At 63.1% G+C, this 26,042-nt stretch carries 24 protein-coding genes and 1 other RNA gene; 14 read left to right on the top strand and 11 right to left on the bottom strand.

The features are described from left to right. Positions 1 to 12: 12 nt before the first annotated feature. The 6 genes from CK219_RS06925 to CK219_RS06900 form a co-directional block, all read right to left on the bottom strand. On the bottom strand, positions 13 to 1,641 hold the full coding sequence (locus CK219_RS06925; RefSeq protein WP_095766002.1) for an ABC transporter ATP-binding protein: 1,629 nt from the start codon (positions 1,639 to 1,641) through the stop codon (positions 13 to 15). Further along, on the bottom strand, positions 1,638 to 2,777 hold the full coding sequence (locus CK219_RS06920; protein ID WP_095766001.1) for an ABC transporter permease: 1,140 nt from the start codon (positions 2,775 to 2,777) through the stop codon (positions 1,638 to 1,640). Before CK219_RS06920 ends, CK219_RS06925 begins: the two co-directional genes overlap by 4 nt. Next, complete coding sequence (locus CK219_RS06915; protein ID WP_095766000.1) at positions 2,777 to 3,871, bottom strand: microcin C ABC transporter permease YejB; 1,095 nt, start codon at positions 3,869 to 3,871, stop codon at positions 2,777 to 2,779. The genes CK219_RS06920 and CK219_RS06915 overlap by 1 nt, the downstream gene beginning before the upstream one ends. Before the next feature lie 30 nt (positions 3,872 to 3,901). Beyond that, positions 3,902 to 5,779, bottom strand: coding sequence for an extracellular solute-binding protein (locus tag CK219_RS06910; RefSeq protein ID WP_095765999.1), 1,878 nt, complete (start codon positions 5,777 to 5,779; stop codon positions 3,902 to 3,904). After that, complete coding sequence (locus tag CK219_RS06905) at positions 5,779 to 7,659, bottom strand: extracellular solute-binding protein (protein ID WP_095765998.1); 1,881 nt, start codon at positions 7,657 to 7,659, stop codon at positions 5,779 to 5,781. Before CK219_RS06905 ends, CK219_RS06910 begins: the two co-directional genes overlap by 1 nt. Positions 7,660 to 7,914: 255 nt before the next feature. Beyond that, positions 7,915 to 8,586: a cytochrome c family protein gene (locus CK219_RS06900; protein WP_095765997.1), complete on the bottom strand. Its 672-nt coding sequence runs from the start codon at positions 8,584 to 8,586 to the stop codon at positions 7,915 to 7,917. Positions 8,587 to 8,779: 193 nt separating this feature from the next. On the opposite strand from CK219_RS06900, the gene CK219_RS06895 reads away from it, so the two are divergent. Continuing rightward, a complete protein-coding gene (locus tag CK219_RS06895; RefSeq protein WP_095765996.1) occupies positions 8,780 to 9,508 on the top strand; it encodes a 3-deoxy-manno-octulosonate cytidylyltransferase in 729 nt (242 codons plus the stop codon). 9 nt (positions 9,509 to 9,517) lie between these two features. Beyond that, the gene (locus tag CK219_RS06890; RefSeq protein ID WP_095765995.1) at positions 9,518 to 10,381 is read left to right on the top strand and encodes a prephenate dehydratase; all 864 of its coding nucleotides are present in this window, start codon (positions 9,518 to 9,520) and stop codon (positions 10,379 to 10,381) included. A 130-nt stretch (positions 10,382 to 10,511) separates the two neighbouring features. Here the strand turns inward: CK219_RS06890 and CK219_RS06885 are convergent, their stop codons facing one another. The 3 genes from CK219_RS06885 to CK219_RS06875 are packed head-to-tail and all read right to left on the bottom strand — an operon-like array spanning position 10,512 to position 12,230. Further along, positions 10,512 to 10,814: a Dabb family protein gene (locus tag CK219_RS06885; protein ID WP_095765994.1), complete on the bottom strand. Its 303-nt coding sequence runs from the start codon at positions 10,812 to 10,814 to the stop codon at positions 10,512 to 10,514. A gap of 10 nt (positions 10,815 to 10,824) precedes the next feature. Next, positions 10,825 to 11,766, bottom strand: coding sequence for an NAD(+) diphosphatase (gene nudC / locus CK219_RS06880; RefSeq protein WP_095765993.1), 942 nt, complete (start codon positions 11,764 to 11,766; stop codon positions 10,825 to 10,827). 44 nt (positions 11,767 to 11,810) lie between these two features. Further along, complete coding sequence (locus CK219_RS06875; protein WP_095766202.1) at positions 11,811 to 12,230, bottom strand: HIT family protein; 420 nt, start codon at positions 12,228 to 12,230, stop codon at positions 11,811 to 11,813. A gap of 183 nt (positions 12,231 to 12,413) precedes the next feature. On the opposite strand from CK219_RS06875, the gene ffs reads away from it, so the two are divergent. From ffs to CK219_RS06810, 12 genes are all read left to right on the top strand, one after another. Continuing rightward, an RNA gene (gene ffs, locus CK219_RS06870) (signal recognition particle sRNA small type) lies at positions 12,414 to 12,510 on the top strand. 106 nt (positions 12,511 to 12,616) lie between these two features. Then, complete coding sequence (locus tag CK219_RS06865; RefSeq protein ID WP_095765992.1) at positions 12,617 to 14,431, top strand: DNA polymerase III subunit gamma/tau; 1,815 nt, start codon at positions 12,617 to 12,619, stop codon at positions 14,429 to 14,431. Between the two features lie 22 nt (positions 14,432 to 14,453). Beyond that, a complete protein-coding gene (locus CK219_RS06860) occupies positions 14,454 to 14,777 on the top strand; it encodes a YbaB/EbfC family nucleoid-associated protein (RefSeq protein ID WP_095765991.1) in 324 nt (107 codons plus the stop codon). Positions 14,778 to 14,990: 213 nt separating this feature from the next. Continuing rightward, positions 14,991 to 15,974, top strand: coding sequence for a cell wall hydrolase (locus tag CK219_RS06855; RefSeq protein ID WP_095766201.1), 984 nt, complete (start codon positions 14,991 to 14,993; stop codon positions 15,972 to 15,974). Between the two features lie 201 nt (positions 15,975 to 16,175). After that, positions 16,176 to 16,781, top strand: coding sequence for a recombination mediator RecR (gene recR, locus CK219_RS06850; protein WP_095765990.1), 606 nt, complete (start codon positions 16,176 to 16,178; stop codon positions 16,779 to 16,781). 190 nt (positions 16,782 to 16,971) lie between these two features. Beyond that, a complete protein-coding gene (locus CK219_RS06840; protein WP_095765989.1) occupies positions 16,972 to 18,249 on the top strand; it encodes a lytic murein transglycosylase in 1,278 nt (425 codons plus the stop codon). Between the two features lie 268 nt (positions 18,250 to 18,517). Continuing rightward, the gene (locus CK219_RS06835) at positions 18,518 to 20,155 is read left to right on the top strand and encodes an ABC transporter substrate-binding protein (RefSeq protein ID WP_095765988.1); all 1,638 of its coding nucleotides are present in this window, start codon (positions 18,518 to 18,520) and stop codon (positions 20,153 to 20,155) included. Between the two features lie 18 nt (positions 20,156 to 20,173). Beyond that, the gene (locus CK219_RS06830) at positions 20,174 to 21,241 is read left to right on the top strand and encodes an ABC transporter permease (protein ID WP_095765987.1); all 1,068 of its coding nucleotides are present in this window, start codon (positions 20,174 to 20,176) and stop codon (positions 21,239 to 21,241) included. 196 nt (positions 21,242 to 21,437) lie between these two features. Next, positions 21,438 to 22,364 carry a nickel transporter permease gene (nikC, locus tag CK219_RS06825; RefSeq protein WP_095765986.1) on the top strand — a complete coding sequence of 309 codons (927 nt, stop codon included), beginning with the start codon at positions 21,438 to 21,440 and terminating at the stop codon, positions 22,362 to 22,364. Beyond that, the gene (locus tag CK219_RS06820; protein ID WP_095765985.1) at positions 22,361 to 23,197 is read left to right on the top strand and encodes an ABC transporter ATP-binding protein; all 837 of its coding nucleotides are present in this window, start codon (positions 22,361 to 22,363) and stop codon (positions 23,195 to 23,197) included. The genes nikC and CK219_RS06820 overlap by 4 nt, the downstream gene beginning before the upstream one ends. Further along, positions 23,194 to 23,940, top strand: coding sequence for an ABC transporter ATP-binding protein (locus CK219_RS06815; RefSeq protein ID WP_095766200.1), 747 nt, complete (start codon positions 23,194 to 23,196; stop codon positions 23,938 to 23,940). Before CK219_RS06820 ends, CK219_RS06815 begins: the two co-directional genes overlap by 4 nt. Positions 23,941 to 24,119: 179 nt before the next feature. Beyond that, positions 24,120 to 25,397, top strand: a complete 1,278-nt coding sequence (locus CK219_RS06810; protein WP_095765984.1) for a 4-aminobutyrate--2-oxoglutarate transaminase — start codon at positions 24,120 to 24,122, stop codon at positions 25,395 to 25,397. Positions 25,398 to 25,445: 48 nt separating this feature from the next. Here the strand turns inward: CK219_RS06810 and CK219_RS06805 are convergent, their stop codons facing one another. After that, on the bottom strand, positions 25,446 to 25,772 hold the full coding sequence (locus tag CK219_RS06805) for a type II toxin-antitoxin system RelE/ParE family toxin (RefSeq protein ID WP_095765983.1): 327 nt from the start codon (positions 25,770 to 25,772) through the stop codon (positions 25,446 to 25,448). 4 nt (positions 25,773 to 25,776) lie between these two features. Beyond that, the gene (locus CK219_RS06800; protein WP_095765982.1) at positions 25,777 to 26,007 is read right to left on the bottom strand and encodes a type II toxin-antitoxin system ParD family antitoxin; all 231 of its coding nucleotides are present in this window, start codon (positions 26,005 to 26,007) and stop codon (positions 25,777 to 25,779) included. Between the last annotated feature and the right edge of the window lie 35 nt (positions 26,008 to 26,042).

Genomic DNA, 26,042 nt, shown 5'->3' with positions numbered 1-26,042 from the left:
GTGCGGGTCCGGCTACTCGCTGACCACGCCGGTCGGCGCGGTCTCGATCTTGAAGGCCGCCGCCATCAGCGCCCGCGTATAATCGGTTTGCGGGCTGCTGAAAATCTGCTCGGAAGGTCCCGCCTCGACGATCCGGCCATTGCGCATGACGATGACATCATTGGCAAGGGCGCGGACGACCTTGAGGTCGTGGCTGATGAAGAGGTAAGCGAGATTGTGCTTGGCCTGCAGGCTGCGCAAGAGGTCGACCACCTGCGCCTGCACGCTCATGTCGAGCGCCGAAGTCGGCTCGTCGAGCATGACGAAACGCGGGTTGAGCACCATGGCGCGGGCAATGGCGACGCGCTGGCGCTGGCCGCCGGAAAACTCGTGCGGGTAGCGGTGGCGCGTTTCGGGATCGAGGCCGACCTCCTTCAGCACGGCGACCACCTTGGCGTCGCGCTGGTCGGCCGAGAGTTTCGGCTCGTGGATCTTCAGTCCTTCCTCGATGATCTCGGAGACCGAGAGGCGCGGGCTGAGCGAGCCGAACGGATCCTGGAAGACGATCTGCAATTCGCGCCGCAGTGGCCGCATGGCGCCGAAGGAGAGCTGGTTGATGTCGCGTCCGTTGAAATTGATCGTGCCGGTCGAGGAGATCATCCTGGCGAGCGCCAGGCCCAGCGTCGTCTTGCCCGAGCCGGACTCGCCGACGACGCCAAGGGTCTGGCCGGCCCGCACTGTGACGTCGATGCCGTCCACGGCCTTCACATGGTCGACCGTGGTGCGGAAGAAGCCTTTCTTGATCGGGAACCAGACCTTGATGTCCTTGCCGGTCATGACGGATTTGGCGCCCGGGTCGGTTGTGGGCGGCTTGCCCTTCGGCTCGGCCGCGAGCAGATGCTTTGTATAGTCATGCCGCGGATTGGCGAAGATTTCCCTGGTCGGGCCGCTCTCCACGATCTTGCCCTTGGTCATGACGCAGACGCGGTCGGCGATCCTGCGCACGATGCCGAGATCATGCGTGATGAACAGCAGCGACATGCCCTTGCGGGCTTTGAGCTCCGCCAGCAGTTCCAGGATCTGCGCCTGCACGGTGACGTCGAGTGCGGTCGTCGGCTCGTCGGCGATCAAAAGCTCCGGCTCGTTGGCCAGAGCCATGGCGATCATGACGCGCTGGCGCTGGCCGCCGGAGAGCTGGTGCGGGTAGGCGTCGAGGCGTTTTTGCGGATCGCGGATGCCGACCTCGGTGAGCAGTTCCAGCGTGCGGGCGCGCGCCGGGGCGTCGCGCAGGCCCTGATGCAATTGCAGCACCTCGACGATCTGCTGCTCGATCGTGTGCAGCGGGTTGAGCGAGGTCATCGGCTCCTGGAAGATCATGGTGATCTTGTTGCCGCGCACGCCGCGCAACGCCTTCTCGTCCATGGCGAGCAGGTTGGCCCCACTGAACAGGATCCTGCCCGACGGATGGCTGGCGGCCGGATAGGGTAGGAGCTTCAGCACCGACAGCGCCGAGACCGATTTGCCCGAGCCGGATTCGCCCACCAGGGCCAGCGTCTCGCCCTTGGCGATGTCGAATGAGATGTGATCGACAGCGATCGCCTGCTTGCCGCCTTGCGCGAAGGCGACGCTCAGGTCTTGGACGGAAAGCAGGGCTTGGCTCATTTGAACGTCTTGCGCGGATCGAAGGCGTCACGCGTCGCCTCGCCGATGAAGACCAGCAGCGACAGCATCAGCGAGATCACGATGAAGCCGGAGATGCCGAGCCAGGGGGCGTTGAGGTTGCGCTGCGCCTGTTTCAGCAATTCGCCGAGCGAGGCCGAGCCCGGCGGCAGGCCGAAGCCGAGATAGTCGAGCGAGGTCAGCGTCGAGATCGAGCCAGAGAGCAGGAAGGGCAGGAAGGTCAGCGTCGCCACCATCGCGTTCGGCAGCAGGTGGCGGAACATGATGGTGAGGTTCGGCACGCCCAGCGCGCGCGCCGCGTTGACATATTCGAAATTGCGCGCGCGCAGGAATTCGGCCCGCACCACGCCGACCAGCGCCACCCATGAAAACAGCAGCATCAGGCCGAGCAGGATGAAGAAGCCGGGCGGCAGGATGGCCGAGATGATGAGCAGCAGATAGAGCACCGGGATCGCCGACCAGATCTCGATGAAACGCTGGAAGAGAAGGTCGGTCCAGCCGCCGAAATAGCCTTGCACCGCGCCGGCCGCGACGCCGATCAGCGATGACCCGAGCGTCAGGATCAGGCCGAACAGAACCGAGATGCGGAAGCCATAGAGTACCCGCGCCAGCACATCGCGGGCCTGGTCGTCCGTGCCCAGCCAGTTCCAGTTGCCGACGGTGCAGTTGGCGTCGGCCTCGCCTTGCGGGTACTGGCTGCAGCGCGTCTTCTTGTCGTAAAGCCAGGACGGCTTTGCCGGCGCCGGTTCCGGAATTGCGTTGTTGACCGTCTGATAGGAGTAGCGGACCGGTGGCCAGATCATCCAGCCATTGGAGTTGATCTCGTCCTGGATCACCGGATCGCGATAGTCGGTGACGGCATAGAAACCGCCGAACTTCTCCTCCGGATAGGCGACCAGGACCGGAAACAGGATCTCGCCCTTGTAGGAGGCGACGATCGGCTTGTCGTTGGCGATCAGCTCTGAAAACAGCGACAGCACGAACAGCAACAGGAAGATCCAGAGCGACCAGTAGCCGCGCCGGTTGGCCTTGAAATTCTGCAACCGCCGCTGGTTGAGCGGCGACAGAAATGGCCTGCGGGGCCGAACCGGGGCGCTTTGGATCGCGGCCTCGGCCATCAGATGTCTCTCCGCTCGAAGTCGATGCGCGGATCGACCCAGGTATAGATCAGGTCGGACAGAAGGCCGACGAATAGGCCAAGCAGCGAGAAGATGTAAAGTGTGGCGAACACCACCGGATAGTCGCGGTCGATCACCGACTTGAAGCCGAGCAGGCCGAGGCCGTCGAGCGAGAAGATGTTCTCGATCAGCAGCGAGCCGGTGAAGAAGGCCGAGATAAAGGCGCCGGGAAAACCGGCGATGACGATCAGCATGGCGTTGCGGAACACGTGGCCGTAGAGCACCTTGTGCTCCGACAGCCCCTTGGCGCGCGCCGTCACCACATATTGCTTGCGGATTTCTTCGAGGAAGGAGTTCTTGGTGAGCAGGGTGGTCGTCGCGAAAGCCGAGAGCACGAGCGCAGTCAGCGGCAGCGTCATGTGCCAGAAATAGTCTGCGATCTTGGCGGGCCAAGACAGCTGATCCCAATTGTCAGAGACGATGCCGCGCAGCGGAAACCAGTCCCAGAACGAACCGCCCGCGAACAGCACCATGAGCATGATGCCGAACAGGAAGCCTGGAATGGCATAGCCGACGATGACGACACCGCTGGTCCAAACGTCGAAGGTCGAGCCGTCCTTCACCGCCTTGCGGATGCCGAGCGGGATCGAGATCAGGTAGGATAAAAGCGTGATCCAGAGGCCGATGGAGATGGAGACGGGCATCTTCTCCAGGATCAGGTTCAGCACCGAGATATCGCGGAAATAGCTGTCGCCGAAATCGAAGCGGATATAGTTCCACAGCATCATGCCGAAGCGCTCGAGCGGCGGCTTGTCGAAGCCGAACTGCTTTTCCAGCTTCTTGATGAATTCGGGATCGAGCCCCTGCGCGCCGCGATATTTCGAGCCGACATCGCCGGCCACGTCGAAATTGCCGCCGCCGGCGTCGCCGCCACCGCTGCCGAGGCGGTCGTTGCCGCCCTGGTTGGTCAGCCGGGCGATCACCTGCTCGACCGGCCCGCCCGGGGCGAACTGGATGACCGCGAAGGAGATCGCCATGATGCCGAACAGCGTCGGGATCATCAGGAGAATGCGGCGCAGGATATAGGCGCCCATCAGGCGACGGGCCCCGCGCGAACAGTGATGTCAGGCTTTGCCAATCTTTGCCGCCTTGCCCTTGTCGAACCACCACAGCGCCTCGACCGGAAAGCCGAAATCGGGCTTCTGTTCGGGGAAGCCGAACATGTCCCAATAGGCGCTTCGGTGATTCGCCAGATACCAACTTGGAATCCAATCGCGCCGCGCGCGCAAGGCCCGGTCCAACGCGCGCATGGCGGTGGTCAGGCTTTCACGATCCTTGGCCGCGCCGACGGCATCGATCAGCGCATCGACTGCGGGGCTTGCAACGCCCGACAGGTTGCGCGAGCCCGATACGGTGGCGCTGCGCGAGTGGAAGAAAATTTCCAGATCGTCGCGGGTCGGCGTGGCGCTGAAATTGAAGGCGGCCGAGAGCAGGTCGAAATCGAATGTCGATTGCCTGAGCTGGTACTGCGCCGAATCCACCAGGCGGATCGAGGCATCGATGCCGATGGCCTTCATGTTGGCGACCCAGGGCGAATAGACCTGCACAAAAGTCTCGTCGTCGACCAGGAATTCGGCGGCCAGCCGCCCGCCCTTGTCGTTGACCACGAAATCACCGGAGCGTTTCCAGCCGGCCTGAGCGAGCAACTTCAATGCCGCGCTCAGTTGCTTCCGGTCCCGCCCTGAGCCGTCCGACGGCGGTTGCGTCACCGCTTCGCCGAATGTCTCCGCCGGCAGCTGGTCGCGCAGCGGCTCAAGCAGCGCCAGTTCCTGCGGGGTCGGCATGCCCGCGGCACGGAAGTCGGATTTTTCGAAGCAGGATTGCGAGCGCTCATAGGAACCATAGAAGAAGTTGCGCCGTGTCCATTCGAAATCGAAGCAGAGCGCGATCGCTTGCCGCACGCGTGGATCCTTGAACTGCTCACGCCGCTGGTTGACCGCGGTGGCCTGCATGGATGGCGTGGTTTCAGCCGGAAACTCATGCTTGATCACCTTGCCGGCGGTAAAGGCCGGAAAATCGTAGGCCGTCGCCCAGACGCGCGACGTGAATTCCTCGCGGTAGAGGATCTCGCCCTTCTTGAAGGCCTCGAACCCGGCGGTGCGATCCTGGTAGAATTCGATGCGGATGCGCCCGAAATTGTTCAGGCCGCGATTGACCGGCAGGTCGTTGCCCCAATAGTCGGCCACCCGCTCATATTCGATCCAGGCGCCCGCCGACCAGCGCCCGACCTTGTAGGCGCTTGAGCCGAGCGGCGGATTGAGCTGCGAGGAATCGAACGGGTTGGCCGTAAAGAAGGCCTTCGAAAGGATAGGGAATCCGACGACGTTGAGGATGGTGCGGGCCGACTGCTTGCCCGAGAATTTGAGCTCGACCGTGTGGGTGTCCTTCGCCACGGCATCTTCCAGATGCGTCAGTGACAGCGCGTAGTCCGGATGCCCTTTGTCTTTCAGCAGCTTGAAGGTGAAGGCAACATCGTCGGCGGTGAGCGGCGTGCCGTCATGGAAGCGCGCCTGCGGGCGCAGCGAGAAGGTGAAGGTGTTGCGGTCGTCGGAGATCGTGACACTCTCGGCGATCAATCCATAGGCCGCATCCGGCTCGTCAAGCGCCCGCACCATCAGGGAATCGAAGCACATTTCCATGCGCTGCGGGGAATCGCCCTTGGGGACGAACGAATTCAGCGTGTTGAAGGTCTGCGGGCTCTGGTTGGCGCCCCAGTTGGGCGGCGAGAAGTTGAAGGTGCCGCCTTGCGGCGCATCGGCATTGACATAGTCGAAATGGGCGAAGTCGGGCTTGTATTTCAGGTCGCCGAAGGCCGACAGGCCATGCAGCTTGACGCCGGTCGCGGTGTCGGCAAAGGCCCGGCCCGGCAGCAACGCGGCCGCCGTGGCCGCGGCGCCGAGCGCCAGGAAGTCGCGGCGAGGAAGCAAAGTCCGCCGCTCCATCAATTGACGCCTTTGTACTTGGCGGCCAGCGCCTTTTCCTTGGCCGTGTCGATCCACCAGGAATCGATATCGGCGCCGCGGTAGCTGGGCTGCTTATCCGGCATGCCGAATTTGTTCCAGTAGGCGTACCAGACAGCGGTGCGATGGTACTGCGGCAGGACGTAGAAGTTCCACAAGAGCACCCGGTCAAGGGCGTGGGTGGCGGCGATAAGATCGGCGCGGTCGCTGGCAAAAACGATCCGATCTATCAGGGCGTCTACGACCGGGTCCTTAATGCCCATCAGGTTACGCGAGCCTGGGGCGTCTGCTGCCTTCGAACTCCAGAATTCGCGTTGCTCGTTGCCGGGCGATTCAGATTGCTGAAGCACCGTCGTTACCATATCGAAGTCGAAGTGGTTGATCCGGTTGATGTACTGGGTCTGGTCGATGATGCGTAGGGTCGCGTCGATCCCTATTTTGCGCAGGTTAGCGATGTAAGGGCTGGAGATGACTTGGTCGGTGTCGTTCGAACCGAGTATCTCGAACTTAAGCGGCTCGCCGGACTTTGTGTTGATCATCTTGCCGCCCTTGATCTGCCAGCCGGCCTGAGCAAGGAGATCAACGGCCCGCTTAAGATGTTTCCGCTCCGCTTGCGGTGAGTCATAGACAGGTAGCTTGAACTCCTGAGTGAACAATTCGGGCGGCAGCTTGTCGCGATATTTTTCCAGGATTTTCAGTTCCTTGCCTTGCGGCAGCCCGCTCGACGCCAGTTCGGTGCCTTGGAAATAGCTCGACGTTCTGGTGTTGAAGCCAAAAAACAGCGTCCTGTTCATCGTCTCGAAATCGAAGGGCTGGGTCAGCGCCTCACGCACCCGACGATCTTGGAAAAGTGCTCGCCGCTGGTTGAACACGAAGCCCTGCATGGGCTGCGCATGTTCGCTTTCGAAGGTCTTCTTGATCACATCGCCGCCCTTGAAGGCCGGAAAGTCATAGGCCGTTGCCCATTTGCGCGAACTCATTTCGCGGTGGATGTCGTCGAGCCCGCCTTTTGTGAAGGCCTGCCAGGCAGCGTTGTCGTCAAGGATGTAGGTGAAACGCTGGACGTCGAAATTCTCGCGGCCGATCTTCACCGGCAGCTTGGCGCCCCAATAGTCCGGCACGCGCTGCCAGACGATTTCCGAGCCTGGCTTGAAGCTGGCGATCTTGTAGGCCGCGGAGCCCAGTGGCGGCTCGAGCGTCGGCCTTGTGATGTCGCGCTTCTTGCCGCTGGCGTCCGTGCCTTCCCACCAGTGCTTCGGCAAGACGACGAGATCGCCGAGGATCTTGGGAAGCTCGCGGTTGCCCTTCTGGTTGAAATGGAACTCGACCTCGCGGTCCGAGACCGCGACCGCCTCGGTCACGTTCTCGAAATAGCGATTGTATCTGGGGCTGTTGGCCTTCAGCACCTGGAATGACCAGACCACGTCGTCGACGGTGATCGGCTTGCCGTCATGCCATTTTGCACGAGGATCGAGTCGGTAGGTAGCTGAGGAAAAATCGGCAGGATACTTGAAGGCGTCTGCGATCAGGGGGTGGCTCACACTGCCTTCATCAGTAGCCTGTTCCATCAGCGTGTCGTAAAGCAGGCTGCCACCAAAATCGGCGAAGCCAGCAGCGGGTGACCCTTGCACTATGAAGGGATTGAAGCTGTCGAAGGTCCCTATAGCGACGGCATTGTAGGTGCCGCCCTTCGGCGCATTCGGATTGACGTAGTCGTAATGCTGGAAATTGTCGCCGTATTTTGAAGGTCCGATCAGCGACGATGTCGTGCGCCATTCGTCGGCGAAGCCGGCCTGCAGGCTGGCGGCGAAGGCAAGCGCGAATGCCGATGCGAAAAGCGTGCGGAAGCGGCCAACCTTCATGCGTTCTCCTCGTCGCGAACTCCAGAGCGGTTCATCGGTTTCCGGAAACGACAACCGCTCTATCGCTTTGTTTCGAAGCAATTCCGGACGGAAACCGGTTCTCCCTTCCTGGAATTGCTCTGTCCACCCGCAATTTAGATCATTTGACGCGGGTGGAAACCGCAAGTGCCGCCTTTGTCGCGGTCCATGCAGCTTTCCTAACAGAAAAGCCGGGACGAACCCGGCTTTTCCAAGGAAGTCTCTATGACAAATTGTTTATTGAGCGGGCGCGGCGGGCTTGGCCGGAGCGGTTTCCTCGGCCGGCTTGGCCGGCGCGGCGCCTTCGGCGGGCTTCGCGGGTGCGGCACCTTCCGCCGGCTTGGCTTCCGCCGACGCGCCCGGCTGCGGCAGCGGCTTCGGATTGTCCGACAGGGTGCGCAAATAGGCGATCACATTGGCGCGATCTTCGTCTTTCGGCAGGCCGGCGAAGCCCATCGCCGTGCCCTTCACGAACTTCTTCGGCGAGGTGATGAAGTGGTTGAGATTGTCGTAGGTCCAGTGCTCCTGGCCGCCCTTGGAGAAATCCTTCATGCCGGCCGAATAGGCGAAGCCTTCATGCTCGGCGACGGGGCGGTCGACAATGTCCCAAAGATCTGGACCGACCTTGTTCGGACCGCCTTTTTCGCCGGAATGGCAGGCCTGGCATTTCTTGAAGATCGCGGCGCCCGCCTCTGCGTTGGCGGTGGCGAGCAGGTCGGCGATCGGCTTGGCTTCCGCCGCGGGAGCAGCCGGACCGCCTTCGGTCGGTTCCTGAGCTTCGATGGCGAAGCCGGGCTTTTCGGGCGTCGGCGAGGCGAACAGCCCATCCGAGACGAGGCCTATGGAAAAGACGATGAAGCAGGTTCCAAGAAATCCGCCGAGCAGCTTGTTGACTTCGTTGGAATCCATACGCCCCTTGCTCCCTTTTCCGGCGGACCGTCCCGTCCACTCCGTCCGTCGGTATCGCGAACTGCCCTGAAAGGCCAGTCAAACCGCGCGGAAACTAGGTCTTTTGCTCTGGCGTTGCAACACCTATAAGGGCGCTTCCAGTGAGACCTTTTGCCACTTTTCCATCCGCTTTTTTCGGCTGCCCTGAAATCCGATGTCGACCTTGATCCTGATCCCCGCCCGCATGGCCTCGACGCGCCTGCCGGGCAAGCCGCTGGCCGACATTGCGGGCGTGCCGATGATCGTCCATGTCGCCCGGCGCGGAGCCGAGGCCGGGCTTGGCCGTGTGGTCGTGGCGACTGACACGGAAGCGATCGCGCAAGCCGTGCGGGCGCATGGTTTCGAGGCTGTCATGACCCGAGCGGATCACGAATCGGGCTCCGACCGCATCTTCGAGGCGCTGACAGCGCTCGACCCCGAAAAGCGGGTGCAAACGATCGTCAACGTCCAGGGCGATCTGCCGACCATCGCCCCCGAAATCATCGGCGCGTCGCTGCGGCCGTTTGAGGACAAATCGGTCGATATCGCCACGCTCGGCGTCGAGATCGTGCGCGACGAGGAGAAGACCAATCCCAATGTCGTCAAGATCGTCGGCTCGCCGCTGTCGTCGACACGGTTGCGAGCCCTCTATTTCACCCGCGCCACCGCGCCCTGGGGCGAGGGGCCGCTCTACCATCATATCGGCCTCTATGCCTATCGGCGCGCCGCGCTGGAACGTTTCGTCGCGCTGAAGCCGTCGCCGCTGGAGCGTCGCGAGCGGCTGGAGCAGCTGCGCGCGCTGGAAGCCGGCATGCGCATCGACGTTGAGATCGTCCATTCCGTGCCGCTCGGCGTCGATACGCCGCACGATCTCGAGCGGGCAAGACAGATCCTTTCAAATTGAGATATCGGCATGCCTGAAAAGACCAACAGAATTTCCTTCCAGGGCGAGCCCGGCGCCAATTCCGACACGGCCTGCCGCAACATGTTCCCGTCGATGGAGCCGTTGCCTTGCCCGACCTTCGAGGATGCCTTCAATGCGGTCGAGACCGGCAAGGCCGAGCTCGCCATGATCCCGATCGAGAACACGATCGCCGGGCGCGTTGCCGACATCCACCACCTCTTGCCGGAATCGAAGCTGCACATCGTCGGCGAATACTTCCTGCCGATCCACTTCCAGCTCATGGTGCTGCCGGGCGTGAAGCGCGAAGAGATCAGGACCGTCCACAGCCATATCCACGCGCTCGGCCAGTGCCGCAAATATATCCGCAAGAACGGCTGGAAGCCGGTGGTCGCCGGCGACACGGCGGGTTCGGCCAAGATGGTGTCGGAGGTGAAGGACCGCACCATGGCCGCGCTGGCGCCGGCTTTAGCCGCTGAGCTCTATGGGCTCGACATCATTGAGAAGAATGTCGAGGACACCGATTCCAACGTCACCCGCTTCGTCGTGCTGACCAAGAACAAGCAATGGGTGGAGCGCCCCGCGCCGGACGCCAAGATGATGACCACCTTCATCTTCCGTGTCCGCAACGTGCCGGCCGCGCTCTACAAGGCCATGGGCGGCTTCGCCACCAACGGTATCAACATGACCAAGCTCGAGAGCTACCAGCTCGGCGCCTTCACCGCGACGCTGTTCTACGCCGACATCGAGGGCCACCCGGACGATCCGCTGGTCAAGCTGGCGCTGGACGAGCTGCGCTTCTTCTCGCGCGAAATGCGCATTCTCGGCGTCTATCCGGCCAGCGCCTCGCGCGAGCAGTGGAAGGTGGCGGATTAGCGCCAGCCCAATTCAGGTCAGGCCGAGCCGAAAATGGTGGCCTCCGACAACCGGAGCGGAGCGTACTTGAAGTACGTGAGCACCGGAAGCGCAGGGGGCCGCCATTTGCAGGCCGGCCTCACCTGAATTTTCAGCCGAACCCCAGCGGCACGTAGTCAATCTCCAAAAACTTCTCGACCTCGGGCACCCAGCGGTCGCGCACGAAGGCGACATGGTCGGGGTGCTCGTTGTAGCGCATGTAGGCCGCCTGGTCGGCGAATTCCATCGAGAAGCCGAACTGGTAGTCGTTCTTCGGGCTCACCTGCCGCAACTGCTCGAAATGCGTGACGCCCTTGATCCCGGTCAGGATCTTCTTCGCATCGTGCAGGAAGCGCTTCGTCTCCAGCGATTGCAGCGGATGCTTCAGCGTGAACACGACGGTATGGCGGATCATGTCTCGTCTCCTATTCGCTGTCGACCCAGGCGCGGATGAGGTGATGGGCGATTGCCCCTTTCGGCGGTGTAATCAAGCCATCGGCATGCTGCCTGTCCAGCATCGTGCGCACCTCGTCGCGGAAGAACCAGCGGCAGTCCTCCAGCTCGTTGAGGTCGGCCTGGATATCCTCGTTAAGGGGCTCGCCGAAACAACCGATCATCAGCGAATAGGGGAACGGCCAGGGTTGGCTGGCGTGGTAGACGACGCGGCCGAGCCGGATGCCGGCCTCTTCGAGCGTCTCGCGCCGTACCGCCGCCTCGATTGTCTCGCCCGGCTCGATGAAGCCTGCAAGCGCCGAATACATGCCCGGCGCGAAATGCCTGCCGCGCCCCAATAGGCATTTCTCGCGCGTCGCCGTCAGCATGATTGCCACCGGATCGGTGCGCGGGAAATGGTCGGTGCCGCAGGCAGGGCAATGGCGCCGGTAGCCGCCGGCGCGCATCTCCGAGCGGTTGCCGCATTTGGAACAGAAGGCATGGCTTACGTGCCAGGCAAGCAGCGCCGCGCCTTGCGCCAGCGCGCCGGCCGCCGCCTCGTCGACCAGCCCTTGCATATAGACGGAACGATAGTCGATCGCCTTGATCGTCTCTGGCAGCTTTTCCGGCTCGATGCCGGCGGGCACGGCCAGCACCGGCCCGCTGTCAGAGAAGCCGAGCAGCACGCCGCGATCGAGTGCGGCCTCGAAAGCTCCACTCTCATCCGTCCTGAACCAGGGGTCGAACGTGCCATCCTCGAGTTTGAGATAGAGCCGGCCGGCATGCATCAGCATCAGCCGCGCGGCCTGGTCGGCCAGCGCTTTTTCGACCGCATCATCGGCGCGGTTCTCGGACTGCCGATCGATCCGGTTGCCGGCGAAACCGACGAATTGGCTGGGCTCGCGCAAGGGCGCGTCGAACAGGCGAAAGCTCATGGAGACTCGGGTGGGCTCGATGTGCGGAATGGACACTGGTCAGCTTATAGCGCCGCCTTGATCGTTTGGGCAAACCGCCTGATATCGGAGCGCTGATAGGGCTCGCGCATGCCGTGTCCCCAGACCGGTCCCGGCCATCCGGGATCGCCCTCAGACCGGGCGACGACATGGACATGCAACTGCCGCACGATGTTGCCGAGCGCGCCAGTGTTGATCTTGGTGCATCCGGTCACCCGCTTCAGCGCCTGCGCCACCATATTGGTCTCGAAGGTCAGCATCGTTTGGTCGAGCGGCGTCAGGTCGTGAATTTCCTCCACGCCCGGCCGCTGCGGCACCAGAACCAGCCATGGCCAGCGGCGGTCGTTCATCAGCCTGAGCTCGCAAAGGCCAAGCCACAAAAGCTGCTCGCTGTCCGCCTCCAGCCGGGCGTCCAGCGTGAATCCGGCCTCGAGGCCCGGCAGCATGAGCGTTTCCTTCGCTTTTGTTGCAAGCATTTTCCAAACCAGGAACGCTAGAGCGGCGGCAGGGTGGCTGCAAGCGATTCATTGACCGCCATTATCGATTTGAAGGACTTTCCGCCTTCGATGCGGTTGCGGGTTCCGGCTCGGCCCTTGCATTTCGCTGCCGAATTGCCGATATGGAGCGCGGGAGGTTGGTGGTGGACGATCCACTCGCCAACCGGGTCAGGTCCGGAAGGAAGCAGCCCTAACGAGCCCGGAACGGGTCATTGTTCCAGCCTCCCACCTCTTCGCCTTTCTCCCGCGACATTGACGGCGCCAAGCCGTGCGGGTGAGACTATGCGCAGGAATCGGCCGCCTTCCGTCGCGGTCCTGGGAGCTTTTGACGGCGAATGAGCGAAGCCGGAAATTTGGGGCCACAAAGCCTGGAGACTGGCAAGGCCGCCGCTTATCGCGTCCTGGCGCGCAAATACCGCCCTTCGAATTTCTCCGAGCTGATCGGCCAGGAGCCGATGGTTCGCACGCTGACCAACGCCTTTGCCACCGGCCGCATCGCCCAGGCCTGGATGCTGACCGGCGTGCGCGGTGTCGGCAAGACGACGACCGCGCGCATCCTGGCGCGGGCCCTGAACTACAAAACCCCGACCGTCGACCAGCCCTCCGTTGACCTTTCGATTCTCGGCGAGCATTGCCAGGCGATCATGGAAGGCCGCCATGTCGACGTCATCGAGATGGACGCCGCCTCACATACCGGCATCGACGACATCAGGGACATCATCGACCGGGTGCGCTACGCACCGGTCTCGGCGCGCTACAAGGTCTACATCATCGACGAAGTGCACATGCTCTCCACCCAGGCCTTCAACGGCCTGCTGAAGACGCTGGAAGAGCCGCCGCCGCACGTCAAATTCATCTTCGCCACCACCGAGATACGCAAGGTTCCGATAACGGTCCTGTCGCGTTGCCAGCGCTTCGATCTCCGCCGCATCGATGCCGGCGCGCTTGTCGGGCATCTGTCCTCGATCGCGGCAAAGGAAGGTATTACCGTCGACGACGAGGCGCTGGCGATGATCGCGCGGGCCGCCGAAGGCTCGGCGCGCGATTCGCTCTCCATCCTCGACCAGGCGATCGCCCATGGCAGCGGCACGGTCAGCGCCGAGGCGGTGCGAGCCATGCTCGGCCTTGCCGACCGCGCCCGCATCATCGACCTGTTCGAGCATGTCATGAAGGGCGATGTCGCGGCGGCCTTGGCCGAATTCCGCGCGCAATACGACACCGGCGCCGATCCGGCCGCCGTTCTTACCGATCTTGCCGAGTTCAACCACCTCGTCACCCGCCTGCGCTTCGTGCCGGCGGCAGCCGACGATGCTTCGCTTTCCGAGGATGAGCGCCGGCGCGGCGCCGAATTCGCAGGCACGCTTTCGGTGCGCGTGTTGTCGCGGACCTGGCAGATGCTGCTCAAGGGTATTCCTGAGGTGCAGTCTTCCAACCGCCCGGTCAGCGCCGGCGAAATGGTGTTGATCCGCCTGGCGCATGCCGCCGACCTGCCGACGCTGGACGAGGCTTTGAAATCGCTGGAAGGTGCGGCCCCGCAGTCGAATTCCGCGCCGCGCGCCAACGGAGCACCCGCGGGGTCCGGCAATGGCAGCGCAAGTGCTGTCGCGCAGACCCGGGTGCCAGCTTCCCCCGGCGGCGCGCAGACGATGCGCCTGGTCGAGGCGCAGCCTGTGCCGGAGACCTTCGTTCCCGCGCCGGAGCCGGTCGCCGAGGCGCCTGTCGTTCCAGTGAAATCGCTGGCCGACATCGTTGCGCTTGCCGACGCCAATCGCGACATGGCCTTCAAGGTGCTGCTGAAACGCTGCGTGCGGCCGGTTCGCATCGAGCCCGGCCGGCTCGACGTTGCCTTGACTAACGACGCGCCGAAGATGCTGCTCAACGACCTCACCGCCAAGCTGCGCGCCTGGACCGGGCGCAACTGGCTGGTGTCGCTGTCGAAGGAAGAAGGCGGCCAGACATTGGCCGAGATGGAGACGACGAAGCGCGAGAATGCCTTCTCCGACGCCAAGAGCGATCCCGTAGTCGCGGCCATTCTCGCCCGTTTCCCTGGCGCCAAGATCATCGATGTGCGCATCCCGGACGTGCCGGAAGTGGATGAAGCCGAGGCCGACCTGCCGGTCGAGCCGGCGGCCGATGACGACGAGACCTGAAACATTTTTAGAGGACCAACCGATGAAAGATCTTCTCGGCCTGATGGGCAAGGCGAAGGAAATGCAGGCCAAGTTCCAGGCCATGCAGGACGAGATCGCCACGCTTGAAGCCACCGGCCAGGCCGGCGGCGGTCTGGTCAGCATCACGCTGACCGGCAAGTTCGAAATGAAGACGCTGAAGATCGATCCGTCTCTGATCAAGGCGGACGAAGCCGAGATCCTGGAGGACCTTATCCTGGCCGCCCACAATGACGCCAAAAATAAGGTCGAGCAGATCATGCAGGAGAAGACCAAGGCGTTGACGGCAGGCTTGCCGATCCCGCCCGGAATGAAATTGCCTTTCTGAGGCGGTGTCCGCCAGTTAATTGATTACGGAAATTGAGTCCAGCCTGTAATATTAACCATTTTGCCGGCAATGCTCACGGGCTCATTTCGCGGCATTCATAAAGTTTTACCCAAGTCCAGAAGTTGCTAACCCTCTAGCCATCTTTTTGCCCGAAAGAGTCTCATTCTTGCCACATCTCGGGGCGGGCTGGCATCTGGACATGAGGCTTTTTTGGTGATCGCGACGCGATGGAAGACGCCGCTGCTGCTTATCGGCATCGTCACTTCCCCCTTGCTCCTGGCCGGTTGCAGCCAGACCACTTCCTCCCATGGCATGTCGGTGTCGGGTCTGACCGACGCCCTTACGCCGAGCTTTCTCAGCTCGCGCTCCTACACGATGAAGGACAAGGAATGCCTGCAAAGGGCGATGTTCTTCGAGTCCAACCGGTCGAGCCGTGACGGCATGATCGCCGTCGGCACGGTCGTGATGAACCGGCTGCGCTCGGGCCAGCATGGCAACACCATCTGCGAGGTCGTCGGCGAGAGGGGCCAGTTCGCGCCCGGCGTGCTGACGCGGCCGATGAACTCCAGGGCGCTGCCCGACGTCGAGGAAGCCGCGAACGCGGTGCTGAAAGGCGAGCGCAAGGCCAAGCTCAAGAACACAATGTATTTCCACACCGCCGGCCTGCGCTTCCCTTACAAGAACATGCATTACACCATGGTGGCCGGCGGCAACGCCTTCTATGAGAAGCGCGGCCGCAACTGGCAGCCGCTGCCGGACGAGCCGATGGTCGCCATGGCCTCCGACAAACAGCAGAAAATCGACCCTGCCGCCCCCGTGCTGGTGGCTTCCGCCGAGCCGGTGGTCAAGACGATCGTACGCCCGGATCCGGCCAAGCAGGCCGCGATGAATGCGGCCGAACCGACGCTTCCGGCCAAGGCGGCAATCGTTCCGGCCGAAGCGACCTATGTGACGGCTGCTGCTGCTCCTTCGCAGAAATCCGGCCGCCTCGCGCAGAAGCCGATGGTCGTGGCGATGCAGGAGCCGATGGCCGAGCCGGACGCCTCGCGTTTCGGCGGCACGCTCAAGGGCCGCTACGTCTCTTCGGTGCCCAGCGCGCCGCAGGAAGCGTCGATGGGCTTCCAGTCGACACCTGAGAACACCGACGCCATCGGCGCGATGATCGCCAGCCAGGATCGGCCGCTCGAAACCAACTGAGCCCGATTTGATCCAATACAAGGCCCGCCATGGCAGCATGGCGGGGCCTGTGCCCTTGCTGGCTGTTCCAAACCGCTCTGAAAAATCCTGGATCAGTCCACCGTTTCAAGAAGCGGCGAACTGATCCATCTTTTCCCTTGCACGCAATTCCGGACGGAAAACCGCTTCGCACTTTTCCTGGAATTGCTCTAGATCAGGGCGATGTCGAAGAGAATCGCCGGTCCGGAAATCGAACGCCTGATCCAGCTCCTGGCCAAGGTACCGGGGCTAGGGCCGCGCTCGGCCAGGCGCGCAGCGCTTCATCTCATCAAGAAGAAGGAACAGCTGCTCGAGCCCCTGGCTGCCGCCATGAGCGAAGCGGTCGACAAGGTGCGCATCTGCTCGACCTGCGCCAATGTCGATACCGCCGATCCTTGCATGATCTGCACCGACCCACGCCGCGACGCCGGCACGCTGATCGTCGTCGAAGACGTCTCGGACCTTTGGGCGCTGGAGCGTGCGGCGGCGATGAACGTGCGCTATCACGTGCTCGGCGGCACGCTGTCGCCGCTCGACGGTATCGGTCCGGACCAGCTCAACATCCGCTCGCTGGTCGACCGCGTTGCCGGCGGCGAGGTGAAGGAAGTCATCCTCGCCGTCAATGCCACCGTCGAGGGGCAGACGACCGCGCATTACTTGACCGATCAGTTGTCGGGCTTCGATGTGAAGGTGACGCGGCTCGCGCATGGCGTGCCGGTCGGCGGCGAGCTCGATTACCTCGACGAAGGCACGCTGGCCGCGGCGCTGCGGTCGAGGACGGCGTTTTGAGGGATTGGAAAGGGGCCGCGCTGTGACTGGAATGCGTCCTTCGAAGCCAGCGCGAGGCACCCCCCTCTGTCCTGCCGGACATCTCCCCCTCAAGGGGGGAGATTGGCAGTTTCTTTGCCGGCGCTTTTATCCCCACGTCGGCGATTGGCGAAAGCCTGCGCGACATCTGATCTCCCTCCTTGCGGGGGAGATGTCCGGCAGGACAGAGGGGGGTGTGAAGGAACGCCAGCATTTCAGGCTGGCTATTCTTTCCTTCCTAGCGACGTTTCTCGCTCTTCTCCTCACCACCCCCACCCATGCCGCCCCCATCGACGACCAGTTCCAGGCCTGGCTGCAGACCGACCTCTGGCCCGAAGCCAAGTCCAAAGGCATCTCCAGGAAGACCTTCGACGCCGCCTTCCTCGGCGTGAAGCCGAACTTGAAACTGCCCGATCTCATCCTGCCCGGCGAGAAGCCGACGACGCCTGAGAAGCAGCATCAGGCCGAGTTCGGCCCGCCGGCCAGCTACTTCGCCGAGAAGGTGGTTCGGGCCGTCACCTCGGGCGGAAGGACGCGCGAGAGCGCCAATGCCCGGACGCTCGGGCTGATCGAGAAGCGCTATGGCGTTCCGGGCGAGATCGTGCTGGCGATCTGGGGTCGCGAGACCGGCTTCGGCGCGGCCAAGATGCCTTACGACGCCTTCGAGGTGCTGGGCACCAAGGCGTTCATGTCGACCAAGAAGGATTTCTTCCGTACCGAGGTGCTGGCGGCGCTCGAAATCGTCGAGCGCGGGCTGGCGCCGGTCAATGCGATGAAATCGTCCTGGGCCGGCGCGCTCGGCCAGCCGCAATTCATGCCGACCTCGTTCTTGAAGCACGCCGTCGACTTCGACGGCGATGGCCGGCCCGACATCTGGAATTCGACGCCCGATGTGCTCGCCTCGATCGCCAACTACCTCGTCCACTATGGCTGGGTGCGGGGTCGCGGCTGGGGGACCGAGGTGACGGTACCGGCAAATGTGTCGTGCTCGCTCGAAGGACCCGACCGGGGCAAGAGGATCTCCGATTGGGTGGCGATGGGCATCAGGCGCGTCGACGGCAAGGCATTTGCGGCGAGCGAATTGAAGGCCGAGGGCTTGCTGCTGATGCCGGCCGGGCGCAGCGGTCCGGCCTTCGTCGTGACGCCGAACTTCTATGTGCTGAAGCAATACAACAACAGCGATCTCTACGGCCTGTTCATCGGTCATGCCGCCGATCGCATCGCCAAGGGCGACGCCGCCTTTGTCGGCGGCTGGGGCGCGGTCGGCGATCTCCACCGCTCCGATATCGCCGCCCTGCAGCGGGCGCTGGAGGCCAAGGGCTACGATGTCGGCAGCGCCGACGGCCTGCCCGGCTTCAAGACCCGTCGCTCCATCGGCATCTGGCAGGCAAAGAACGGCAAGCCCGCCACCTGCTTTCCCGATGCGGGCCTAGTCGCGCAGTTGAAATAGCGGCTGCCTCGCAAGGGATGGACCTGATAATTTTTTGCGGATTGGCGGCTTCAATTAGCCGGCGCATGGGTCGACTCATACGGCTCGACTGGTCCCCCAATATAGCGTCTCGCAAAATGTCCGTTGCCGGTTCGAGAACCGCTGAATAGGGTGTTGACCAACTGGACAAAAAACACGACGGTAAGGGGTCAAAGCCGCAGCCGGCCTTGCAAAGAACAATACAGCCCTGAGCCGGGAACTCAGGTCAACAAAACAGGGAACGATCACCATGATGCTGGAAAAGTTTGCTCTCCGCTCGCGCGCCTTGCTTGCGGGCGCCGCGCTGTCCGCGCTGCTCGTCGCGCCCGCTTTCGCGGTCACGCCCGCCGATACGCTGGTCGAGGGCTTTGCCATCGACGACATCATCTCGATGGATCCGGGCGAAGCGTTCGAGCTATCGACGGCCGAGGTCACCGGCAACACCTATGATCTTCTGGTCCGCCTCGATCTCAGCGACACCTCCAAGGTCAAGCCCGACCTCGCCGAGAGCTGGACCGTTTCCGATGATGGCCTGACCTATACGTTCAAGCTGAAGCCCGGCATGAAATTCGCCTCCGGCAATCCGATCACCGCCGCCGACGTCGCCTATTCCTTCGAACGCGCCGTCAAGCTCGACAAGAGCCCGGCCTTCATCATCAACCAGTTCGGCATTACCGGCGACAACGTCACCGAAAAGGCCAAGGCCGTCGACGACACCACCTTCCAGTTCGTCGTCGACAAGGCCTATGCGCCAAGCTTCGTGCTCAACTGCCTGTCGGCCACCGTCGCGTCGGTCGTGGACGCCAAGCTGGTCAAGGAACATGTCGCCGCCGCCACGCCGAGCGCCGACTACAAATGGGACAACGATTTCGGCAATGCCTGGCTGAAGACCGGCTATGCCGGCTCCGGTCAGTTCAAGCTGCGCGAATGGCGCGCCAACGAGGCCGTCGTCCTGGAGCGCAACGACAACTACAACGGCGAGAAGGCCAAGCTCGCCCGCGTCATCTACCGCAACATGAAGGAAAGCTCGGCACAGCGCCTGGCGCTCGAAGCCGGCGATATCGACGTCGCCCGCAATCTCGAGCCGAACGACCTTGATGCCATTGCCAAGAACGCCGATCTCACCACCACCAGCGCGCCGAAGGGCACGGTCTATTACATCAGCCTCAACCAGAAGAACCCGAACCTCGCCAAGCCCGAGGTGCGCCAGGCGTTCAAATATCTGGTCGACTACGACGCGCTCAGCACCACCATCCTCAAGGGCATCGGCGAAATCCACCAGTCCTTCCTGCCCAAGGGCGATCTCGGCGCCATCGACGATAACCCGTTCAAGCTCGACGTCGCCAAAGCCAAGGAATTGCTTGCCAAGGCCGGCCTGCCGGACGGCTTCAAGGTGACCATGGACGTGCGCACTGGACAGCCGACCACCGGCATGGCGGAATCGATCCAGCAGACGCTCGGCCAGGCCGGCATCAAGCTGGAGATTATTCCGGGAGACGGTAAGCAGACGCTGACCAAATACCGCGCCCGCAACCACGACATCTACATCGGCAACTGGGGCCAGGACTATTTCGACCCGAACTCCAACGCCCAGACCTTCGCCTCGAACCCCGACAATTCGGATGCCGGCAAGTCCCACACGCTCGCCTGGCGCAATTCGTGGGACATTCCGGACCTGACCAAGGAAACGGAAGCAGCGCTTCTGGAGAAGGACGCCGCCAAGCGCGCCGACATGTACAAGGATCTGCAGAAGAAGATCCTCGACACCAGCCCCTTCGTCATCATCCATCAGCAGCTGGAAGTGGCCGGCCTGCGCAAGAACCTCAAGGGCTTCGCGCTCGGCCCGAGCTTCGACACCAACTTCGTCGGTGCGGTCTCCAAGCAATAGTGTCTTCGGGCGCGCCGCGTGAGCGTAGCTGAAAACCAGGCGGCAGCGGGGCGCGGCAGCGCCCGCGCTGTTGCCGTCCTGTCGTCGCTCGGCCGCTTCCTGGTCGTCGCGGTGACGACCTATCTCGGTCTGCTCGCGGTGACCTTCTTCATCGGCCGAGTCATCCCGATCGATCCGGTGCTGGCCGTTCTCGGCGACCGGGCGCCGACGGCCGTCGTCGAGCGCACGCGCCGCGAGATGGGTCTCGACCTGCCCTGGATCGAGCAGTTCTACCTCTATGTCAAAAGTGCGTTGAGCGGCGACTTCGGCACGTCGGTGCTGACTACCAATCCGGTGATGACGGATATCCGCCGCGTTTTCCCGGCGACCATCGAGCTGGCGACGCTGGGCACGATCATCGGCGCCGTCATCGGCGTGCCGCTCGGCGTGCTGGCCGCCGTCAAGCGCGGCAGCCTCATCGACCAGATCGCGCGCATCGTCGGCCTCATCGGCTATTCCGTGCCGATCTTCTGGCTGGGGCTGCTCGGGCTGGTGCTGTTCTACGCCAAGCTGCAGTGGATCGCGTTTCCGGCGCGGCTCGATGTCGTCTACGAATACACGTTCACGCCGATCACCGGCTTCTACCTGCTCGATGCCGCGATCCAGAGGCAGTGGGACGTCTTCTACGACGCCTGGCGCCACATCGTCCTGCCGGCTTCGCTGCTCGGCTACCTGTCGCTTGCCTATATCAGCCGCATGACCCGCTCGTTCATGCTGAACGAGCTGGCGCAGGAGTATATCGTCGCGGCGCGTGCGAAAGGCCTGTCGGAGACGCGCATCATCTGGGGCCACGCGCTGCGCAATGCCGCCGTGCCGATGGTGACGGTGATCGCGCTTTCCTACGCCAACCTCCTCGAAGGCTCGGTGCTGACCGAGACCGTCTTCTCCTGGCCGGGCATCGGCCTCTACATCACCAACTCACTGCAGAACGCCGACATGAACGCCGTGCTCGGCGGCACCATCGCCATCGGCTCGGTCTTCATCGCCATCAATCTTTTCTCCGATTTGCTCTACCGGCTTCTCGATCCAAGGACGAAGACCGGATGATCAGAGCTATTGCCGTTTTGGGCTTGGCCGCGGCCAACCACCCCCGCTCCGGCCCTTCGGGCCGCCACTCCTCGTGCCCGGGGGAGAGGAAAAGCTGGCCGCATGCTGGGCGCCTTTCTTGTCCTCCGTCGAACGGGGGAGAGGTGGTCTGCGAAACAGACCGGAGTGGGAGTCGATGGCTTCAGGAGGCATCGCCATGACCGCCGCCGACGCCGGCGCCTTATCCCGTCGCGCATGGCTACTGAGCGACCGACCGGCCTCGCGCCTGCAGGCGAGGCTCGGCCGCGCCTATGTCGCCTGGCGTCGCTTTTCCGCCAACCGTTTGGCGTTGATCGGCCTGCTGATCATCATCGCGCTGCTGGTGGTCGCCGCCCTTGCCGATGTGCTGGCACCGTATTCGCCGACCGTTGGCGATCTCAAGAACGCCCGCCTGCTGCCGCCCGGCGCCGCGCACTGGTTCGGCACCGACGATCTCGGCCGCGACATCTATTCACGCATCGTCTATGGCTCGCGCTGGACGCTTTATGTGGTGATCCTCGTCGCCATCATCGCCGCGCCCATCGGCCTGCTGGTCGGCACGATCGCCGGTTATGCCGACGGCTGGACCGACACGATCCTGATGCGCATCACCGACATCTTCCTCGCCTTTCCGAAGCTGGTGCTGGCGCTGGCTTTCGTGGCGGCGCTCGGCCCCGGCATCGAGAATGCCGTGCTGGCGATCGCCATCACCTCCTGGCCGCCTTACGCGCGCATTGCCCGCGCCGAAACGCTCACAGTGCGCAACTCCGACTACATCAAGGCGGTGCAACTGATGGGCGCCTCGCCCTTCCGCATCGTGCTGCGCCACATCATGCCGCTCTGCATCTCATCGCTGATCATCCGCGTCACGCTCGACATGGCGGGCATCATCCTCACCGCCGCCGGCCTTGGTTTCCTCGGTCTCGGCGCGCAGCCGCCGTTGCCCGAATGGGGCGCGATGATCGCGTCCGGACGCCGCTTCATCCTCGACCAGTGGTGGGTGGCCGCAGCCCCAGGTGCCGCCATCCTCATCGTCAGCCTCGGCTTCAACCTGCTCGGCGACGGCCTGCGCGACGCGCTCGACCCCCGGAGCGGCGACCAATGAGCGACACGCTTCTCGAGGTCGACGATCTGCGCGTCACCTTCCCGACCCGCACTGGCCTCGTGCAGGCGGTGCGCGGCGTCTCCTTCTCGCTGGGTCGCGAGCGGTTGGGCATCGTCGGCGAAAGCGGCTCCGGCAAATCGCAGACCGGCCGCGCCATCATGGGGCTGACCCCGCCGCAGGCTGAGGTTTCGGCGACGAAACTCGCTTTCGACGGCATGGACTTACTTTCCATATCGCCGCGTGAGCGCCGGGCGCTGCGTGGAAACCGCATCGCCATGATCCTTCAGGATCCGAAGTATTCGCTCGATCCGGTCATGACCATCGGCCGCCAGATCGTCGAGACGCTGCGCACGCATGAGAAGGTCGGAAAGACCGAAGCGCGCGAACGGGCGCTGGCGATGCTGCAGGCGGTGCAGATCCGCGACCCGGCCCGCGTCTTCGATCTCTATCCGCACGAGGTCTCGGGCGGCATGGGCCAACGCGCCATGATCGCCATGATGCTGGTCACCGGACCCGAATTGATGATCGCCGACGAGCCGACCTCGGCGCTCGACGTCACCGTGCAGCTCGACGTGCTCAATATCCTCGACAAGCTCGTCGCCGAGCGCGGCATGGGGCTGATCTTCATCTCGCACGATCTGCGCCTGGTCTCCTCCTTCTGCGACCGCGTCGTCGTCATGTATGCCGGCAAGGTGGTCGAGCAGATCAAGGCTTCGGAGCTGCGCGACGCTCAGCACCCTTACACGCGCGGCCTGCTCAACTGCATGCCCAGGATCGGCTTCGAGCGCCATCCGCTGCCGGTGCTCGACCGCAAGCCGGAGTGGGCGGCATGACGGCTTCCATCACTGTCGAAGGGCTGGAAGTGGTCTTCGACCGGTTTCGCGCGCTGAAGGGCGTCAGCCTCGAAGTCAGGGAAGGCGAATCCTACGGCCTCGTCGGCGAAAGCGGTTCCGGCAAGTCGACGCTGCTGAGAGCCATCACCGGTCTCGCGCCGGTTTCTTCCGGCACCATTACCGTCAACGGCAAGACGCTCGGCAAAACTCGCGACAAGGCGTTCTATCGCGAGGTGCAGATGGTCTTTCAGGATCCTTACGGCTCGCTGCATCCGCGTCAGACCGTCGACCGCCTGCTGCAGGAGCCTCTGGCCATCCACGGCATTGCCGACGGCGAGAAGCGCATCGAGCGCGCGCTGGACGAGGTAGGGCTTGGCAAGGGCTTCCGCTTTCGTTACGCGCACCAGCTCTCCGGCGGCCAGCGCCAGCGCGTCGCGATCGCTCGTGCGCTGATCCTCGAACCTTCGATCCTGCTGCTTGACGAGCCGACCTCGGCGCTCGACGCTTCGGTGCAGGCGGAGGTGCTGAACCTGCTGGAGGAGGTCCGGCGGCGCCGCAAGCTCACCTTCCTGATGGTCAGCCACGACCTCGCCATCATCACCCATATGTGCGAGCGGCTGATGGTGATGCAGAATGGCGAGGCCGTGGAGACGCTGACCGCGAGCCAGCTGATCGGTCATCGCGTCAGCGAGGATTATACGCGCAATCTGTTGAGGGCCAGCGAAGGATTTGTGAGGGTTTAGCCCGCAATTGCCAAGCCGCGTCCCTGCCCAGGTGTACTGGGAGGCTATCTGGGGCAGGCCCAATTGACTGGACAACGTGCCGACTTGAGCAAAACGTGAAATAAGGTCAGAACGGATTTCAACGGCATCAAACGAGAACGGGCCCAGTCTCAATGAGGATGGCCCGATTGAGGGATGAGATGAAGAATTCAGCCATTTCCGAACGCAAGAACCAGTCGATCTCGCGCGGCGTCGGCATGACGACGCAGATCTACGCCGAACGCGCCGAGAATTCGGAAATCTGGGATGTCGAAGGCCGCCGCTACATCGACTTCTCGTCCGGCATCGCCGTCGTCAACACCGGCCACCGCCACCCGAAGGTGATCGAGGCCGTCAAGGCGCAACTTGACCGCTTCACCCACACCTGCCACCAGGTCGTACCCTATGAAAGCTACGTGCATCTCGCCGAGCGCCTGAACGGCCTGCTGCCCGGCAAGTTCGACAAGAAGACGATCTTCGTGACCACCGGCGCCGAGGCGGTCGAGAACGCGATAAAAATCGCCCGCAACGCCACCGGCCGTCAGGCGGTCATCGCCTTTTCCGGCGGCTTTCATGGCCGCACCTTCATGGGCATGGCGCTGACCGGCAAGGTCGTGCCCTACAAGGTCGGCTTCGGCGCGATGCCCGCCGATGTCTTCCACGCCCAGTTCCCGGTCGCGCTGCACGGTGTCTCGGTCGCCGATTCGCTTGCCGCGCTCGACAAGCTGTTCAAGGCCGATGTCGATCCGGGCCGCGTTGCCGCCATCATCGTCGAGCCGGTTCAGGGCGAGGGCGGCTTCTACGAAGCGCCGCGCGATTTCATGGCCGCGCTTCGCAAGATCTGCGATCAGCACGGCATCCTGCTGGTCGCCGACGAAGTGCAGACCGGCTTTGCCCGTACCGGCAAGATGTTCGCCATGGATCATCATGACGTGGCGCCCGACCTCACCACCATGGCCAAAAGCCTCGCCGGCGGCTTCCCGCTGTCGGCCGTCACCGGCCGCGCCGAGATCATGGACGCGCCCGGCCCCGGCGGGCTCGGCGGCACCTATGGCGGCAGCCCGATCGGCGTTGCCGCCGCGCACGCAGTGCTCGACGTCATCGAGGAGGAAAAGCTCTGCGACCGCGCCAATGCGCTGGGCGCGCGGCTGAAGCAGCGGCTGGTATCGATCCGCGAGGACGTACCGGAGATCGTCGACATCCGCGGTCCAGGCTTCATGAACGCCGTCGAGTTCAACGACGTGCAGAAGGGGCTTCCGTCAGCGGAGTTCGCCAACGCGGTCAGGCTGAAGGCGCTGGACCAGGGCCTCATCCTGCTCACCTGCGGCGTCTATGGCAACGTCATCCGCTTCCTGTCCCCGATCACCATCCAGGACGGCGTCATGACCGAGGCGCTGGATATCCTGGAAACCTCGATCCGCGAGGCGCAGGCCGCCTGAGGATGGTGCGGTGCTCTTCTGACGGTCTGCACCGGCGCGCGCAAGCCGTCAGGAGCCCGGATGTTGTAACCAGGATGGGATATCCATCTTGGCGTGAAGCACGCGCCACACATCGATGTGGTCTGCCTGTTCAATATAGAAGATCAAATATGGATGACGCTTGAGCGGCAGGCTGCGTAGGCCGGGCAACCCAACTTCATAACTATATCTCAGAGAGCCTGATGCCGGGTGGCTGGCTATTAACTTGTAGGCATTCTGAAGGTCCTCGACATAGCCTAACGCCACGTGCGAACCAGCTTCACGTGCATAATAATCGACAGCGTCCTCGATATCGCGCAGAGCAAGGCTTCGAGGAATAATTGGCTTGGTGGCCACTAACTTATTGGCCCTGCGCTCGTTTCCTCAACGCTGCGAAATAGTCGTCGTCAACGGGCGCGCCCGGCACGGATGACGCACCCTCCAGGAGCAAGCTCCGCAAAAGTTGACGATCCTGATCCTGGCGGATCAATTCACGCACATATTCGCTGCTCGTGCCATAGCCTCGATCAGTCACTTGCTGATCGACAAAATTCTTCAAGCTGTCGGGCAGTGAAATATTCATCGTGCTCATTCAGCCATTTTATGGCCTATGGCAAAAATTGGCAA

The sequence above is a fragment of the Mesorhizobium sp. WSM4313 genome, from assembly GCF_002294725.1.
GTDB lineage: Bacteria > Pseudomonadota > Alphaproteobacteria > Rhizobiales > Rhizobiaceae > Mesorhizobium.
The sequence above is the reverse complement of the archived record's forward strand: the minus strand, read 5'-3'. Positions and strand labels throughout refer to the sequence as shown.